Origin of the sequence: Pedosphaera parvula Ellin514 (assembly GCF_000172555.1) — a bacterium.
Taxonomy (GTDB): domain Bacteria; phylum Verrucomicrobiota; class Verrucomicrobiia; order Limisphaerales; family Pedosphaeraceae; genus Pedosphaera.
Map to the genome: position 1 here is coordinate 1 of NZ_ABOX02000018.1, position 15,495 is coordinate 15,495.

Genomic DNA, 15,495 nt, shown 5'->3' on the forward strand with positions numbered 1-15,495 from the left:
TTCGGTATTAGCTCGCCTTTCAGCGAGTTATCCCCAACTCTATGGCAAATTACCCACGTGTTACGCACCCTTGCGCCACTCCAACCAAACTGTATTGCTACAATTTGATTAGCGTTCGACTTGCATGTCTTATCCACGCCGCCAGCGTTCGTTCTGAGCCAGAATCAAACTCTCCGTTAAAAACGTTAGTTTGTTCCGTCAGGCTGATTAAGCCTGACTATTATTTACAATTTTAAAACTCTCGAAAACATCCAAACTAACTTGAATGCCTTCAAGGGGCTCTAACTTATCGCACAATTCAATTTTCAATGAGCAGCGGGTGTTTGCACACCCAAAATCTTCGTTCTTTTCCCCATCCAGGGGACAAAAAACCCTCAGCGCCGATCATCCATACTGCATCTCGGCATCTGAGATACGTTTTTTATCGTTGAACCAGCCTAACCAGTCCATCCGTCAGCGTCAACAGCTTTTTATCACTTTTCTTTCGCCGTCGCATCACCGCTATTTGCTATCCAAAGAACACTGCCAATCTAATCAACTCCACTCTCCCCTGCAATAGTTTTTTTACAGTTTTTTCACTGTGCTGTCATTTTAGCCCTATTTCCCTTTGTTTAAAGGCATTTGATGATCATCAAATTCATCTCGTTTTGCCCTCAGCTTGCCCAATTCAACTTATCCCATAATGCACTTTCACGCCATTTTTTGGATCTGATATTTAGCATATTGCCCAGGCTTTTCCTGTTCTTCACTACTCGAAAGCCGCAATGGCCAATGCATTTCGTTCAACATCGACGGCAGTTTTAAGGCGTTGGAATGGAGGAACTTGCTCGATGGTGTGCATGTGTTCGAAATTCTCATACTAAAACCCTGAATCAACAGGCATTTTTGGAGCTTTTGAGTTTTGCCCGTGCCCAATTTCACTTTCGCAAATGAGTTTGACTCCGGTTTTCAGACTCCTCAACTAAGGAAACAATGTGTATTTCCTGATTCTTTGGCCATCTACGGGGTTGAGTTTGGTTTTAACCTCATTTATCTCTCTTGCTTGATTCCGAGCATGAGATTTCTGACTTTCCTTTTCAGCACTGGATTTGGCTTGCTCATTATGACAGCGGGCTGCCGAAGCCCGATCAATGCTAAAACATGGACTCGATATCACAACGCGGGTATCCGCGCGGAGGAACGGGAAGATTTTTTACCAGCCAAACAGGAATATTACCGTGCGTATTGGATCGCGCAGTCCGGCAATCTGGGTCCCGCAGCAGAAGCGAAGGCGCTCTATGATTGGGCTCGTGTTACAGGGTATCTAGGGAATTATGAGGAGGCTGAGCTCGGCTTCACAAATACCTTGGGAGTGATCCAAAGAGGAAGAGGAGAAGCCGATAAGTTGCTCTCCCCCACCCTCTGCGAATTAGCTCGTTTATTCCACGACACGCAGCAATTCACGAAAGCCGTGCCCATTTTCAAGCAGGCGCAAAACGTATTGGAGCAGGCTGGCGCACCGGAGATGGATCCCATGGGATTTGCAATCTTTCTCGATGACTATGCGGAATCCCTCAGAGCTGCAGGGCTAAGCTCAGAGGCAACCGCGATTACCGAAAGGTCCAAAGCCATCAGAGAAGCGCATCAAGGAGAAACTCCAAAACGGAAGCCAAGGCGTTATGCTCAATCGCTAGTAAACAGGGAACCGACACGTGCAAATCCTCCTTCCAGCGCGGGGATAAAATTGCTTCCAATAAATACAAAAACAAAGCGGCAGACGCTAGTGGGTGGTTCGAAGACCCGTAACGCCTGCCGCCATCTCAAGAGTCTAACACAGACAAGCGCACATAAGCACTTTTCCTGCCAGAGCAACTTGACTAACTCGAATCATCGATTTTCCCTGAAAAATGAGGGAAATGTTTTTAAGCATACGTAAAACGGATGATACGAATGCGTAGGAATTTCACGCATAACGTACCATTCTCACACATTTCACATAGGAATAGTTATGCACAGCAGATCGTGTAATTCACCAGAAACGTAACTCGGACGCGCGGGAAGTAACTGGTGCTTCAGATGGAAAGCAGATCAGGACTCGACTGGAATGCCCGGAGTTGGGAGAACGAGTTGGTAGAAATCGACGTCGAGCCAGCGATTGAATTTGAACCCAGCCTGGCGAATGGTGCCGGCGTGGGTGAAGCCGAACTTTTTGTGCAGGGCGATGCTGGCAGAATTTGCGGAATCGACGACACCGATTAGAACATGATAATCCTGTGCCTGCGCGGCGGAAATGATCTCCTGCAGCAACCGTTTGCCCAAGCCTTGGCCGCGGAACTTGGCGTCAACATAGATGGAATGTTCAACTGTGTATTTATAGCCAGCAAATCCTCGAAAGGTGCCATAAGTACCGAAGCCCATCAGTTCACCGGCATCGGTGACCAATCCAATGACGGGAAAGTTTCCCTTGGTTTTTAAATCAAACCAGGTCGCCATGTTCTCAAGGGTGCGCGGCTTATAATCGTAGAGCGCAGTGGAGTTGAGAATAGCATCGTTGAAGATGTTAAGGATTGGCTCTGAAAATGAGGCATCGCAGCGAATTACCTGCATAGGCAGGTAGACTAGTTGAAGGCTCGAAGCATGGGAACATTCAAATTGCGGTAACAGTTGCTCAATTAGAGTAGAAGAGTGTATTTATCCAGCAATTCATGAAGTCACAAGTTCAGCGTCTATTTCACCCGAATGGAGTTTTGCGGGCCGAAATTCCCATGCAAAATGGCCGTCCACATGGGTTGAAAAGGCATTGGCATCCAAATGGAGTTCTTGCCGCTGAAATTCCTTTTGAGAATGGACTTCAACACGGTGTAACTCGGGCATGGGCTACGGATGGTAGGCTGCTTGGAGAATACTCCATGGAGCACGGTGTAGGAGTACACAGAGATTGGTACGATAACGGAATCCTTTCCCAAGAACTAGACGCTTACAAGGGATTACCGAATGGCCGACAGAAGTGTTGGGACGAAAACGGTGAGTTCCCTTTAGAGACTTATTATATAATGGGCAAAAAAGTATCCCGAAAGAAGTATCTTGAAGCATGCAAAACGGACCCCAAACTTCCTCAATATCCCGAAGAGAAATCCGCATAATCGGACTTAAACAGGGCTTGTAAAGTTTGCAAACAATTCCCGGTTCCATCATCGAAGTTTGAAGAATTGGAAACCAATGTTGAAAGGCACGGGACATTGTTCCGATGCAGACAATGCGGGGCACTCTTTGAACTCATTGCAGAAGAACGGGGTGTTTGCTTCTCCTCAATCGAAGAACTGAGGAGATATTACGAAAAAGCTCGTGGACCCGAATGACTGCTTTTCGCTTCCAGCCTACATCACAAAACTAGGCGTTGCTTTGACTCGCAGCCCACAAGGTTCAGATGCCTTGGCAAAGGAGATGATGCCTTTTTCGGCGGTGGTGCCTTGGAATGGATCGTTCGTGATAAGCAGGTTAGTATCGATGTCGAGATGATCAGCCAGTTCGGCGAGGTGGGCACCGGCACCAATCAGGACGCTGGATTCAACCATGCAGCCAATCATGCGTTTCAGGCCGGCCTTTTTGGCGGCTTGCAAGGCTTCATAGGCACCGCTGATGCCAGCGGTTTTGACCAGTTTCACATTCACACCATGGAAGCAATCGACACAGAGGGAAACATCGGCGACCGCAAAAAAAGACTCGTCCGCATACAGGGGCAAGGGTGAACGTTCCTTCAGCCAGGCCAGGTCCTTCGGGTTGCTATCGGCCGGCATGGGCTGCTCGACAAACTCGATGTTCTTGTCCTGCGCAAACCACTCTATGTTTTTCAAAGCCTCCTCTTTTGTTTTCCAGCCTTCATTGCCATCGATACGGACGGTTTTGGCAGGGGCGATTGAGCGCAGGATGGCCATTGTTTCCCGATCGTTTTTGTCGCCCACCTTGAGCTTAAGGACGGGATATTGTTCCGCTTCCAAAACCTTTTGCCGGATGATTTCGGGAGCATCAATGCCGATGGTGTAGGAGGTAATGTGTTTATTCTCGGTAAAGCCAAGTCCCAGCAAGTCGTAAATCGGTTTGCGCGCCTTTTTTCCTGCGCCGTCCCACAGCGCAATGTTGACGGCTGCTTTCGCAGCAAAATCGCCCGATGAAAGTTTATCAAGGTAAGCCATGCTGCCAGGCACGTCATCGAAGGAGAGCTGTTTGGGATCAATCTTGGCGAGAAAGGCGGTGACGGTTTCGAGAGTTTCGCCATAGCGACTGGAAGGGGCAGATTCACCAAAACCGAAGGCGCCATCGGAAGAGGTGAGTTTAACAAAAGTAACGATCCGGCTTTTTTTTGCCGAGCTGGCAGCGGTGGCCCACGCGTGGGCAAGGTTCAAGCCGAATTGCGACACTTTGATTTGCATATGAGGACGGATACTAACGAGCTTTACAGCGAAATAAATTCTTTTTCACAGTTTTTTGAAGCGACCTGCATTTGTACCAATCCTCACCCATGGCGAGGGAATCAGAGCGGCAGGGAAACGCTTCAAGAACCTTGGAATCTGATGGATAGAATACCCATCGCGTGTATGCATCCAGCTTATGAAGAAGGCCGGGCCGAGCCTCGAATATTAGAAAAATAACGTCTGAAATAGAGCACCGGCATAAGATTATTTCGAGTGATACTTTTGCTTTTCTTATGTTTCCAATTGACAGGTTCGGCGGTGTTTAAGAGAATCACAATCAAAGTTTGGCCCGGTTTTATTGGATGCAGCCGAAACAAAGTTTTCAAGATCAAGGAGACAGAAAATGACAAAGAACGCAGCACCATTTCTTCCATTCGGACGGGACGCGTTACTGCATGGCATTTGGTCGCAGGTGAGCGACGGGGCGTTGCGACATTCAGAAACAGGAACGTGCAGAGCTGGTGGCATCAGGAAATTACGGAGAAGTGGCAACCAGCGGCAGCTACCGGCAGATAACGGCACTTCACAAAAAATTTTCCTGCATGAAAAATGTTCAACAACAAGGTTACTTGGACAGAATCGCGGCGCTACGCTACAATCTAGCATGATGAAAGGCCCTATGAAAATGGCCTTGGCACGGCTAAATGGTCCGGCAGCTTTATAACGAACACGATTATGCCGCAAGCAATAATGGATCCCGAAGAGGTCCGGCGTTTTGCCGAAGAGTTGAAGCGATTCAATGCCGACCTCCAGACTAAAATGGGTTCGCTGCACGCAAGGTTTGCGTCGCTGGGCGATACCTGGCAGGACCAGGAGCACAACAAATTCTCTGAGGAATTCAAGCAGACGATGAAGGCTTTGAAGAAGTTCATCGATATTTCCAACCAGCACACCCCCTACTTGATGCGGAAAGCGGAACGCATTGAAGAGTATTTAAAGCAACGCTAAATCATGGCAGAGAAGGCCAACATTACCTCGCTGGATGCGATCAAGTCGTTTCGCGAAGCATTGATCATCTACCTGAGCAAGGCGCGTCCAACGGTGGAGGAAGTGAGTTCGGATGTGAAGCGCACGAGGAACTGGATAGAATCGGAGCAACGGATGCTGTGGGAGGGCCAAAGAAAGCGTGTCGCCAAGGAAGTGGAAGAGGCGCAGGCAGCTTTGTTTAGCTCCAAAATGTCAAACTTGCGGGAGCCGAGTGTGGCGGAGCAAATGGCGGTGGTGCATGCAAAGCGGGCCTTGGTGCATGCTGAAGGAAAGTTAAAGCAGATCAAGTATTGGGACCGGGAGTTTCCCAATCAAGCCGAACCACTCGAGAAACAGGTGGATAAACTGCATAGCGTCTTTGCCACGGACATGGCCCAGGCGGTCGTTTACCTGACGCAAATGATCATAACGTTGGAAGAATATGCGGCAATTGCCCCGCCATCCGGGGCGATGGCCGAACCTGGCGCGGACGTGGAGGTGACCGGTGAAAATGCAGAAGCCTCTGCCGGAGCGGCCGGGGTTCCAGCTTCAGAGCCGGAGAGTAAAAGCGCTGCGGAGGGAAAGGATTTATGAGTTTGAGCGGAAACGGAGTCCGATTGGCAACCTTGACCACGCAACTGCGGGTGAAGTGGGATGACACCAAGGAATCCTGGAGGGATGCCAAAAGCATAGAGTTCGAGAAGAAATATTTGGATGAACTGCAGCAGAGTGTGGAGCGGGCGGTGATGATCATCGAAAAATTAGATAAACTTGTAACGAAAGTCAGACGCGACTGTGAGTAGCAAATTTGAAGTAAAAAACATGGTCGAACTGCTCGAAGAATTGAAGAGCACAGTTCGCGATTTCGGCACCCGGGAAGAGCGGGTCAACCACGATCTGACGGTCAAACTGGCCAAGGAGCGCCGGTGGAACGAGGAGGCGCTCCAAGCGCAGGCTTCACAGTTAGCCGAAGATTTGGCGAGTGAGGATGCCAAGTACCGGGCCGCGAAGGAGGCCAGTGAAACCCGCTACGAGCAGCGCAAAGGACGCATTTCCCGGGCGCATCGCTCCAGCAAGGATCATGCGATGTCGGCCACGGAAAATGAGACCGGGTCCAGAAAATATGTGCTTCAAAAAAAGTTGATGCAATTGGAGCGCGATCACGATGACGGCCTGGATCAGACCAAAAAGAATTTTGAAGAATTTAGCAACAACCTCGCGCAAGAGTTGGCCAGCCTGGACGAGTTGGAGAAAACTGCCCGGAATTCCTTTAGCGGTTATCGGGGATTTGTGCGCCTTCTCCTGCGCGCGCAGAAAAACATCAAGGTTGATCAGAACCGGGATGAGCATCAGTTGCTTGATGAAATGCGGACGTTACTTGGCAAAGCGAATACCGACCTCAAGCGGTTCGGCGGATTCATCCTGCCATTGCTGTTCCGTTTTCTACCCGTCTGGCTGCTACTGATAGCTTCTTTGGCACCAGCGTTGTTGCAGCATTTCGGAGTAATCCATATCTCTCAAACGGAAGGAATTGGTTATACAGCAGGAGCGATAGTGCTGGTGTTGGTGCTTTATTTCATGGGGAAGCAAAGGGCCAAACCACTGGCTGCCACAATTGCCAATGCGCTTGGCAGGGCCAGAACGCTGCACAGTGTGTGCCTGGAAAAATCTGAAAACACTTATTCGCAGGAAATGTCCCGCGTCGAGACGGAATTCAAGGAAGGAAGAGGCGCGGTGGACAAGGAGTATAAAAGTGCGATCAGGGAAGACGAGCGACTGCGAGTCTCTCGTGCCCAGGAGGTGGACCAGCGAAAACTGGAGGCTTCTGCGCGGAACATGGCCTTGCGCCGGATGAATCTCGAGCGACTTGAGCGCGCACATCAAGCAACCGGCGAACGATTAAACAACGAGGCAGAAGCTGCAAAGAAAAAATTGGCTGCTTCACTGGTCGAAAAAGAAACCAGACACAATGCCGAGCATTGTGCTCACTGGGAGAATTTGGAATCGGAATGGAAGACGAAGGTTCAGCCCATCTATGATGCGATTGGTGCCGCGAACAAATTGGCCGAAAAGGTTTCTCCGCCATGGAGCCCTAAGGTCGTGGAAACCTGGACACCTCCAATTGAATTTTCACAAGCCGCGGAATTTGCACACTTTGAGGTAGAGGTGGAAAAACTTGCGGAAGTTACCCCCAAAGACACCCGTTTGGCCCTACCTGGACCGGCACGTTTTTCCGCCCCCCTCTTTCTCACTTACCCAAATCACGGCTCAATTCTCTTCGAGACAAGTGAGTCGGGACGCGATGACATTATTGGAGCACTCAACAACATTACCTTACGCCTGTTGTCGAATGCTCCAGCAGGAAAGGCGAATTTCACCATCATTGACCCGGTTGGTTTGGGCAAAAACTTTTCCGGCCTGATGCATTTGGCGGATTACGAGGATCGCATCATCAATAACCGCATCTGGACTCAGCCAGCTCAAATTGAGGAAAAGCTGGCCGAGCTGAATGAGCACATGGAAAAGATCATTCAGATGTATTTACGCAATGAGTATGAAACTATTGCGGAATACAATGCTCAGGCTGGCAACATGGCGGAGAAATACCATTTCCTCGTGATCGCGGATTTTCCGGTAAATTTTGGTGAGATTGCGATCAAACGATTGCTCAGCATTGCTGCCAGCGGGGCTCGTTGCGGAGTGTACACGTTGATCCATTGGGATCAACGGCAACCCGCGCCACACAATTTTGTCGCGGACGAACTACGAAAGCACAGCACCTGCATCACTCGCCGCGCCAATGATTGTGTTCTGCAGAACAGGAGCATTCCGGGAGCAAAGCTGGTTCTCGATGCGCCGCCAGCGACTGAGCTCGCCACTGATTTGATTCATAAAATCGGCAAGAGCAGCAAGGATTCCAGCCGTATTGAAGTGCCGTTTTCCCAAGTTGCTCCTTCAGAAACTGAGATCTGGAGCGAAGATACCACCTCTGAATTACAAGTGCCCATCGGCCGGACCGGAGCTACCAAGCTGCAATACCTCGCCATCGGTAAAGGCACACGTCAACATGCGCTGGTTGCCGGCAAAACCGGATCAGGCAAGTCCACGCTGTTCCATGTCATCATCACCAACCTTGCCTTGTGGTGCAGTCCCGACCAGGTGGAGTTTTATCTCATCGACTTTAAAAAGGGTGTTGAGTTCAAATGCTATGCGGCAAACCGATTGCCACACGCACGAGTGGTCGCGATTGAGAGTGATCGGGAATTTGGATTGAGCGTGCTGCAGCGGGTTGATGATGAGTTGCGGCGACGTGGCGATCTTTTCCGAAAACTCGGAGCACAGGATATTGCGGGTTATAAAAAAGCCGGCGGCACTGAGCCGATGCCTCGCTCGCTCTTGATGATTGACGAGTTCCAGGAACTTTTCGTGGAGGAAGACAGGGTTTCACAATCGGCATCCGTTCTGCTTGATCGCATTGTTCGCCAGGGCCGTGCTTTTGGCATTCATGTGATACTTGGATCGCAAACGCTGGGTGGCGCCTATACTGTGGCGCGCACAACGTTGGGGCAGATGGTCATTCGCATCGCGCTGCAATGTAACGAAGCCGATGCTTATCTCATCATGGATGACAGTAATCCAGCACCGCGCCTGCTTTCCCGCCCGGGCGAAGGCATTTACAACGACGCGGCTGGAGCCCTGGAAGGCAACAGCCCCTTCCAGGCGGTTTGGATATCCGATGATGACCGGGATCATCATTTGGAAAGGGTGCGGGAACGGGCTGATCGCAGCAACAAGCGTTATCCAGACCCAATTGTCTTTGAGGGCAACACTCCAGGCAGTGTGCGCGAGAACCCGTTATTACGAGACCTGCTCGAAGCCGAAAACATCACCCGCACCCGCACCGCCCGCATCTGGTTGGGTTCACCGAATGCCATCAAAGGGCCCACCGAAGTGGTATTCGAAAAACAGAGTGGAAATAATCTGCTCATTGTAGGGCAGCGCGAGGAAGCAACCTTGTCGATTCTTTCAGTCGGCTTGGTGGCGCTGGCGGCACAGTATCCGGCTGGAGCGGTGCGAATCTTTGTGTTTAGTGGCAATCCACCTGAGTCGCCAGAACGTGAGTTTCTGGAACGTATCATTCAGGCCATCCCGCACAAAATCACTCTGGTCAAAAATACCGAGGTTGCACAAATCATGAACGAGCTCGCGACCGATATGAAGAAACGGGCGGAGGATGAGCAGTCGGCACACGGACCGGACACTTTCCTGATTTTTCACGACTTGCAGAAATTCACCAAGCTCCGTTATGAAGAGGATTTCAGTTTTTCCGCGAGCGAGGAAACTACTGCAAATCCAAGCATGCAATTGAACAACATTGTTTCTGAAGGCAGCAGCCTTGGATTCCATGTAATCGCCTCTTGTGACTCTTACAACAATGTGAATCGCTTCTTCAGTCGCAAGGCTTTGACCGGATTCGAAATGCGTGTGCTTTTCCAAATGAGCGCAAACGACTCCGCCAGCCTGATAGACTCACCCAAGGCGAGCACGCTGGGATTGCATCGCGCCCTTTACTACAACGAGCAGCAAGGCTACATGGAAGTATTTCGTCCTTACGCACTTCCCGACAACGGCTGGATTGAAGATGCAGGAACTAAACTGGGAAAAATTCTCAAACTCAAATAGTCTGGGCGCTTCACAACCTGCTAACTTTCCCTGGAACGAACTGCCAAACCCGGCAGCGCGCACGGCGCCATGTTCGCTGTTGAGAATCCGAATCGCCTAATCATTCAAGCTGTTTGAGCGGGCTCGAAAGCCCGCTCAAAAGACAGAAGAAATGTCGGCTATGCTAATTTTACCTTTAGCTTTTGATTCTTAATGCGACTGCGGTTGAGTTTGGAAATGATACTGTTGGCGTGTTCTGAAGCAACGTCCACAAATAGATGCCGCTCGCGAACGTCGACGGTGCCAACTACTTTGGCAGGCAACCCGGTTTCTCCAAGAATGGCTCCGACCACATCCCCTGCCCCAACCCCCATTTCCCCACCTACGCTCATATAAAGGCGGGTAAAATCATCCGGGGTTCGACGGCTATGTTTGGGTGCTGGAGCAGCTTTTTGAAATACCTTCTCCCGACGCTCGGCAAAAGGAAACTGCTGTGCCGGCTTTGGACGAGACGGTTCACTCGGTGGCACAGGAGCGGGTTTTGCTTCTGTTGCAGCGGGTGCAGATGCAGGTGCCTGCTCCTTACGATGCTCGGGCTTGGCGATAATCGGCTTACGTTCCACCTTTGGCAGTGGGGCGCTATGCCGCACCGGCTCCGGCCTGGCTTCCCTTGAAAAATCCGGCCTTCGAGGACGTTCTTCCCGACGCTCAGAAAAACGAGAAGGACGGTCCGCTCGCCCATCATGTCGGTCATCTCTTCTTTCACGAAAGGTTGGGCGTTCCGGTCGTTCGCGCTCTTCTTCGCGTTGAGTCTTCGCAGGCGCCGCCTCTCCAGCCTGCAACTGGTGAATCAGTGCGGAAGCGATATCGGTCGAATTGAAGCCTTCCTCCAGCAGAATGGAAACCAAATGATCCTGTTTCTTGTATTCCCCGCCCTGCAACAACCCTCGGAGCTTGTCCAGGAATACATTTGCGCGCGCCGTTTCCACCTCATCGGCAGTCGGTATTTTCGCGCGTTGAATTTTCATTTTCGTAAATCGCTCAATATGCTGAATCTGAAACAACTCACGCCCGGCAACAAACGAGATGGCCCGCCCACTCCGCCCTGCTCTGCCTGTGCGGCCGATGCGATGCACATAATCCTCAGCATCGTACGGCAGATCGTAGTTGAACACCACCTGCACATCGTCGACATCAATGCCGCGTGCCGCCACGTCGGTGGCAACCAGAAATTCCAAACCGGATTTGCGAAATTTATTCATTACCCGATCGCGCATGGCCTGGCTCATATCGCCATGCAGCCTGTCTGCGGAGTAACCCTGCGCATTCAAATGATCCACCAGATCGTCCACCATGCGTTTGGTGTTGCAGAAAACAATTCCCAACTTCAGATCGTGGATATCAATCAAACGTGTAAGCAACTCAACCTTGAACCGGCGATCCACCTCATAAAAGAACTGCTCCACCGTAGGCACCGTCATGGCCTTTTGCTCGATGCGCACGGATTGCGGATCACGGGCATATTTTTGAATCAATTCCTGGATGGGCCGCGGCATGGTGGCGGAAAAAAACACCGTTTGCCGTTCGGTTGGCACCGCCTGGAGAATAAACTCAATATCTTCCCGAAAACCCATGTCCAACATAACGTCGGCTTCATCCAGAATTACCATTTTAACCTGGTCCAGCCTTAACGTGCCCCGACGCATATGGTCCATGACCCTGCCTGGCGTGCCGATGACGATCTGGGCGCCCTGCCTCAAGCCCATGAACTGGCGCTCATAAGATTGGCCACCATAAATTGGTAATGCATGAATGCCCCGCTTGAAAATGGAAAGCTTATGGACTTCCTCGGAAACCTGGACCGCCAACTCGCGTGTTGGGCATAAAATCAATATCTGAACCGACCGATTCTGCGGGTCGACCTTTTCGATGGCGGGCACGGCGAACGCCGCAGTCTTGCCCGATCCGGTCTGTGACTGACCAACCACATCGCGCCCCTGCAACAGCACAGGAATTGCCTCAGCTTGAATCGGTGAAGCCTGCTCAAATCCCATCTTATCAATCGCTTTCTGCAATTCAGCAGAAAGCCCCAGTTCAGAAAATAATTTCGTCGTCATTCGTTGTCGCCAGTAGCGACAATCATAACATACTCGAGAGAATCCCTTTAAGGGAGAGATTTATTTATGGCCCGGCCCGGCCGGAAGCCGCCATCAGTTTCCGGGTGACTGCTGCGTGCCACTCCCCGGTAAACATGCCCGTAACAAAGTGCACCCACTTATAGCTGGAGAACCGCCCAGGAGATCAATCCCCTACCTTAACGCCGTCGCGTGCTGAACCATCCACTTTATGTCGCGACTGTTGGGTGCCGGATACGAGTTAACTGTAACCTTTTTCACCGGCACACAGGTGGTGCCTTCCAACCATCGATGCACATCAGCATGACCATCGGCGAAGCTAAAGCCGCATGCCGCATTATGATAACTGGCAGGGAGATCAACCCAGTTATTCGGATCTGTGGGATTGGTTATCAACCAGCCGTCGTTGATGCTGTCAGGGTGCTCGTCAACAAACACAAACAAATCCGCCGGATTCGGATTGGTGATATCTGCCATTTTATTATAAGCCCTGTAGGTAGGATACCAGACCGAACTGTCTCTAGGTCCTGTTTTGACTGAATCATAGGCTCCACCTTCCAGAAAACCATTCATTGAATTGCTGCGAACACGAGGCAACTGGGTGGTGCCAATTTTACAGGTATAAACGTCGGCCGGACATTTATAAATTCCTGTTGATTTATTGCAGTATGGTCCAAGTTTCGATTCCCTGAGCAGGATCACGTTGGTGTTATCAAGGTTGTTCACTGTAAAATCCTGCCAACCATCGACCCACCCTTTCGCCGTTAGGCCATTGGGGTTGGGAGGCAGATTGCCATTAAAATCATCAGTGTACATGATCCAGGCAAGCGTCATTTGCTTCATGTTGGCAAGGCATCGGATGCCCTGGCCTTTCTCCTTGGCCTTGGCCAATGCAGGCAGGAGCAGCCCGGCTAGAATCGCAATGATCGCTATCACCACGAGCAATTCTATGAGCGTAAACCCCTTTCTACCAAGCCTGCTTGACTCCTTTTCCATACTCCGGATTCGACACCGAACAACATTTTCTCGCACCTGCTTATTCTTGATTATGTGCATAACGACATGGTTAGAGGTTAATTTCTCCGAATTAAGGCTGAGACTGCCAGGCTGTGCGCCAAAGTTGCATCTGTAGGCTTGGATTTATTGCGTTGGTCAGATTCGTAGACGAGCCTGCCATGGTATTTGTGGATATGGTATTCCACGTGGTCAAATCGGTTGAATACTGTAGAGAGTAGCGGACACCTGCCTGTCCTTGCAATTGAAAAACAAACGAGCCCGATTGAGCGGGTTGCGGAAGGACGATCAGCTTGGGCGCTGTCGGGGCCAGCGTGAAAAGTGTCAGCGAGTAAGGCGGGAATGTGAAATTAAAATTGGTTCCGGCAGATGAGAAATTGGTTCGTGCCAAATCCTGCGAGACAGTGCCGGACTGTGCAGCGTTATCCTGAGGAATCCCATACGAGGTTATGGTTGCAGCCGAAGAAGGATTAAACCCGTTGACCATAATTTGAGCCGGAAAGGAACCGACCGGATCTTTGTTAATTACCAGCAGGGTTAACGCACCACTCGCCCGGCGAACCGCATAGGCGGCAAGCAACGAATAATCACTCGCTGCATTCAGCACAGTATCTCCTGGGCGGGCAAAATATTGCATCGTTTTTGCAGCGTAAAACGGAGGATATCTATTGGTGAGATTACCAATCATCCCGAGATCCCCATATAATCTCCAACCGTAGAGCACAGGATCCATGCTGCCTTTGGTATCGTTGCCGTTGCGCAAATCCCACCAGACCAACGAGTTTAACTCGGTTTTCATCAGCTGACCAAGGCTGTCAGCATAATAAAGTGCGTTAACCAAACTCACCGATTGTTTGCCTTGGTCGCCGGAATTGCTGTTGTTTTCCGTGCAAACCAATTCAATGTTCGTGCCGGAAGTCCCAAAGTAATCATTGATTTGCTGCCGCAAGTCCGCGGCATCAGCCGCCCACCCCACAGAGTCTTGTAACAAGGTTGGATCACTCTCCTGACCGGTATATTCCGGATACCTATGATGAACTACGAAATCAGGAGTCACATTCAAACTCTTCAAGGTTGCGAGTAAAACCGGTGTCCAACCATAATTCGTCTGGCCTGTCCGGGGATTGTACGCGGAGTGGGTGGCGTTGCCATTAACGTAACTCGCTTCGCCGGGAGCGGCCACCACACCGACCTTTATTGTCGGATCAACCGCCTTCATTTGCTGGATATAACTCTTGGCCCGCGTCGCATACGTAAAAGCATCGTTAGGACTTGAATTGCTATCAGTCTCCCAGGTTCCGTATACTTCGTTGCCAACTTCCCAGTACTTAAACCCGTAATGATTCGTGACATTGGCGCTACGCACCCAATTCGCTGCCTCGGTGGGCGTGCCAGTCCCGTAGTTCACCGTGATAAAAACATTGGCCCCAAGATTGGTGGCGATGTGAACAAAGTTGATAAACGAAGTTGCCCAGGACCAGGTATTCGTCAGAGATTTTCCAGTGGCCCAATGATATTCGTCTGAAAGTGAACCACCGGGAAAACGCAGGGTCAGGCAACCCATCTCCCTCAACAAAGATAGGGTTTCCGGCGTATCGAAATTGCCATCCCAAATGGCCGTGTTCAGTCCAAACAACCGTGGATCCACACTGCGCACGGCTTGATTGGCGTTGACGCTGATGTGGGTCAGCACTGGTGCTGCCTTGGCGACAAATTGAATATCATCTACAAAGAAATCATTCGTGTTGCTTCCCCCTTTATGCTGAATCCAGAATCCGGTGCAGTTGGGTTTGTTGGCAATTCCCAAGGCTGTAAGCGGGATGCTTAGCTGTTGCCATGAGTTGGTCGGCAAGGTGGGAAGGTTGGTTGGACTCTGTGCAGTATCACCGAGAATTCCTGATATTTGCAGGGGTTGCCCCCCGCTCGCACCTCCATTAATCCAAAAAGAGAGATTGGTATAAAGCGCAGTATTGAAATCCCCATGGTGGATATAGAGCGCCTGCCCACCCATGGCGCTTACCCGGATGGAATTATTGCCAGAGTGAACGGGTGCGGTATTTGTCAGGTTTCTTGCAGCCCAACTCCAGTCCTGAAAACCATTAACCAGATGATCGGTATAAACGGGCAAATTTGCCTGAGAGCGTGCTGGTTGTGAGGACGTCACGCCCAGCAGAACCATCCAGGTTAATCGGTTGAACCATTTTGATAACTGCATCCAGCTCATCAGTAAAAGCACTATCTTTCAGACGCCAAAAAAAGGGGTACCG

At 50.6% G+C, this 15,495-nt stretch carries 11 protein-coding genes and 1 rRNA gene; 6 read left to right on the top strand and 6 right to left on the bottom strand.

Features of this window, described 5'->3' with window-relative positions; translation table 11 throughout:
* A 16S ribosomal RNA gene (locus tag CFLAV_RS15110) occupies positions 1-180 on the bottom strand; the annotation flags it as partial.
* Between the two features lie 874 nt (positions 181-1,054).
* On the opposite strand from CFLAV_RS15110, the gene CFLAV_RS15120 reads away from it, so the two are divergent.
* Positions 1,055-1,915 (top strand): tetratricopeptide repeat protein, encoded by an 861-nt coding sequence (locus CFLAV_RS15120; protein ID WP_150107440.1) that lies wholly within the window; start codon positions 1,055-1,057, stop codon positions 1,913-1,915.
* A gap of 152 nt (positions 1,916-2,067) precedes the next feature.
* On the opposite strand, the gene CFLAV_RS15125 is transcribed toward CFLAV_RS15120, so the two are convergent.
* Positions 2,068-2,586 (bottom strand): GNAT family N-acetyltransferase, encoded by a 519-nt coding sequence (locus tag CFLAV_RS15125; protein ID WP_007415635.1) that lies wholly within the window; start codon positions 2,584-2,586, stop codon positions 2,068-2,070.
* Positions 2,587-2,684: 98 nt separating this feature from the next.
* On the opposite strand from CFLAV_RS15125, the gene CFLAV_RS34950 reads away from it, so the two are divergent.
* Entirely contained in the window at positions 2,685-3,122 is a 438-nt protein-coding gene (locus tag CFLAV_RS34950) for a toxin-antitoxin system YwqK family antitoxin (RefSeq protein WP_150107445.1), read from the top strand.
* Between the two features lie 234 nt (positions 3,123-3,356).
* Here CFLAV_RS34950 and CFLAV_RS15135 read toward each other — a convergent pair whose 3' ends face one another.
* Positions 3,357-4,409: a dipeptide epimerase gene (locus tag CFLAV_RS15135; RefSeq protein WP_007415637.1), complete on the bottom strand. Its 1,053-nt coding sequence runs from the start codon at positions 4,407-4,409 to the stop codon at positions 3,357-3,359.
* 717 nt (positions 4,410-5,126) lie between these two features.
* Here CFLAV_RS15135 and CFLAV_RS15145 point away from each other — a divergent pair.
* The 4 genes from CFLAV_RS15145 to CFLAV_RS15160 are packed head-to-tail and all read left to right on the top strand — an operon-like array spanning position 5,127 to position 10,100.
* Positions 5,127-5,399 (top strand): WXG100 family type VII secretion target, encoded by a 273-nt coding sequence (locus tag CFLAV_RS15145; RefSeq protein ID WP_040548952.1) that lies wholly within the window; start codon positions 5,127-5,129, stop codon positions 5,397-5,399.
* 3 nt (positions 5,400-5,402) lie between these two features.
* Positions 5,403-6,011, top strand: a complete 609-nt coding sequence (locus tag CFLAV_RS15150; protein ID WP_007415640.1) for a hypothetical protein — start codon at positions 5,403-5,405, stop codon at positions 6,009-6,011.
* Positions 6,008-6,220, top strand: coding sequence for a hypothetical protein (locus CFLAV_RS15155; RefSeq protein WP_007415641.1), 213 nt, complete (start codon positions 6,008-6,010; stop codon positions 6,218-6,220). Before CFLAV_RS15150 ends, CFLAV_RS15155 begins: the two co-directional genes overlap by 4 nt.
* The gene (locus tag CFLAV_RS15160) at positions 6,213-10,100 is read left to right on the top strand and encodes an FtsK/SpoIIIE domain-containing protein (protein WP_040548953.1); all 3,888 of its coding nucleotides are present in this window, start codon (positions 6,213-6,215) and stop codon (positions 10,098-10,100) included. The genes CFLAV_RS15155 and CFLAV_RS15160 overlap by 8 nt, the downstream gene beginning before the upstream one ends.
* Before the next feature lie 158 nt (positions 10,101-10,258).
* Here CFLAV_RS15160 and CFLAV_RS15165 read toward each other — a convergent pair whose 3' ends face one another.
* The 3 genes from CFLAV_RS15165 to CFLAV_RS15175 form a co-directional block, all read right to left on the bottom strand.
* Complete coding sequence (locus CFLAV_RS15165) at positions 10,259-12,196, bottom strand: DEAD/DEAH box helicase (RefSeq protein ID WP_007415643.1); 1,938 nt, start codon at positions 12,194-12,196, stop codon at positions 10,259-10,261.
* A 192-nt stretch (positions 12,197-12,388) separates the two neighbouring features.
* Positions 12,389-13,210 (bottom strand): type II secretion system protein, encoded by an 822-nt coding sequence (locus CFLAV_RS15170; RefSeq protein ID WP_007415644.1) that lies wholly within the window; start codon positions 13,208-13,210, stop codon positions 12,389-12,391.
* Positions 13,211-13,301: 91 nt separating this feature from the next.
* Positions 13,302-15,452 carry a hypothetical protein gene (locus CFLAV_RS15175; RefSeq protein WP_050785785.1) on the bottom strand — a complete coding sequence of 717 codons (2,151 nt, stop codon included), beginning with the start codon at positions 15,450-15,452 and terminating at the stop codon, positions 13,302-13,304.
* Positions 15,453-15,495 lie beyond the last annotated feature (43 nt).

Bases quoted from the DNA above. Each gene is read 5' to 3' on its own strand.
- CFLAV_RS15120 (WP_150107440.1), top strand. From the start codon at position 1,055: ATGAGATTTCTGACTTTCCTTTTCAGCACTGGATTTGGCTTGCTCATT.
- CFLAV_RS15155 (WP_007415641.1), top strand. From the start codon at position 6,008: ATGAGTTTGAGCGGAAACGGAGTCCGATTGGCAACCTTGACCACGCAA.
- CFLAV_RS34950 (WP_150107445.1), top strand. From the start codon at position 2,685: ATGAAGTCACAAGTTCAGCGTCTATTTCACCCGAATGGAGTTTTGCGG.
- CFLAV_RS15145 (WP_040548952.1), top strand. From the start codon at position 5,127: ATGCCGCAAGCAATAATGGATCCCGAAGAGGTCCGGCGTTTTGCCGAA.
- CFLAV_RS15150 (WP_007415640.1), top strand. From the start codon at position 5,403: ATGGCAGAGAAGGCCAACATTACCTCGCTGGATGCGATCAAGTCGTTT.
- CFLAV_RS15165 (WP_007415643.1), bottom strand. From the start codon at position 12,196: ATGACGACGAAATTATTTTCTGAACTGGGGCTTTCTGCTGAATTGCAG.
- CFLAV_RS15125 (WP_007415635.1), bottom strand. From the start codon at position 2,586: ATGCAGGTAATTCGCTGCGATGCCTCATTTTCAGAGCCAATCCTTAAC.
- CFLAV_RS15135 (WP_007415637.1), bottom strand. From the start codon at position 4,409: ATGCAAATCAAAGTGTCGCAATTCGGCTTGAACCTTGCCCACGCGTGG.
- CFLAV_RS15170 (WP_007415644.1), bottom strand. From the start codon at position 13,210: ATGGAAAAGGAGTCAAGCAGGCTTGGTAGAAAGGGGTTTACGCTCATA.
- CFLAV_RS15175 (WP_050785785.1), bottom strand. From the start codon at position 15,452: ATGAGCTGGATGCAGTTATCAAAATGGTTCAACCGATTAACCTGGATG.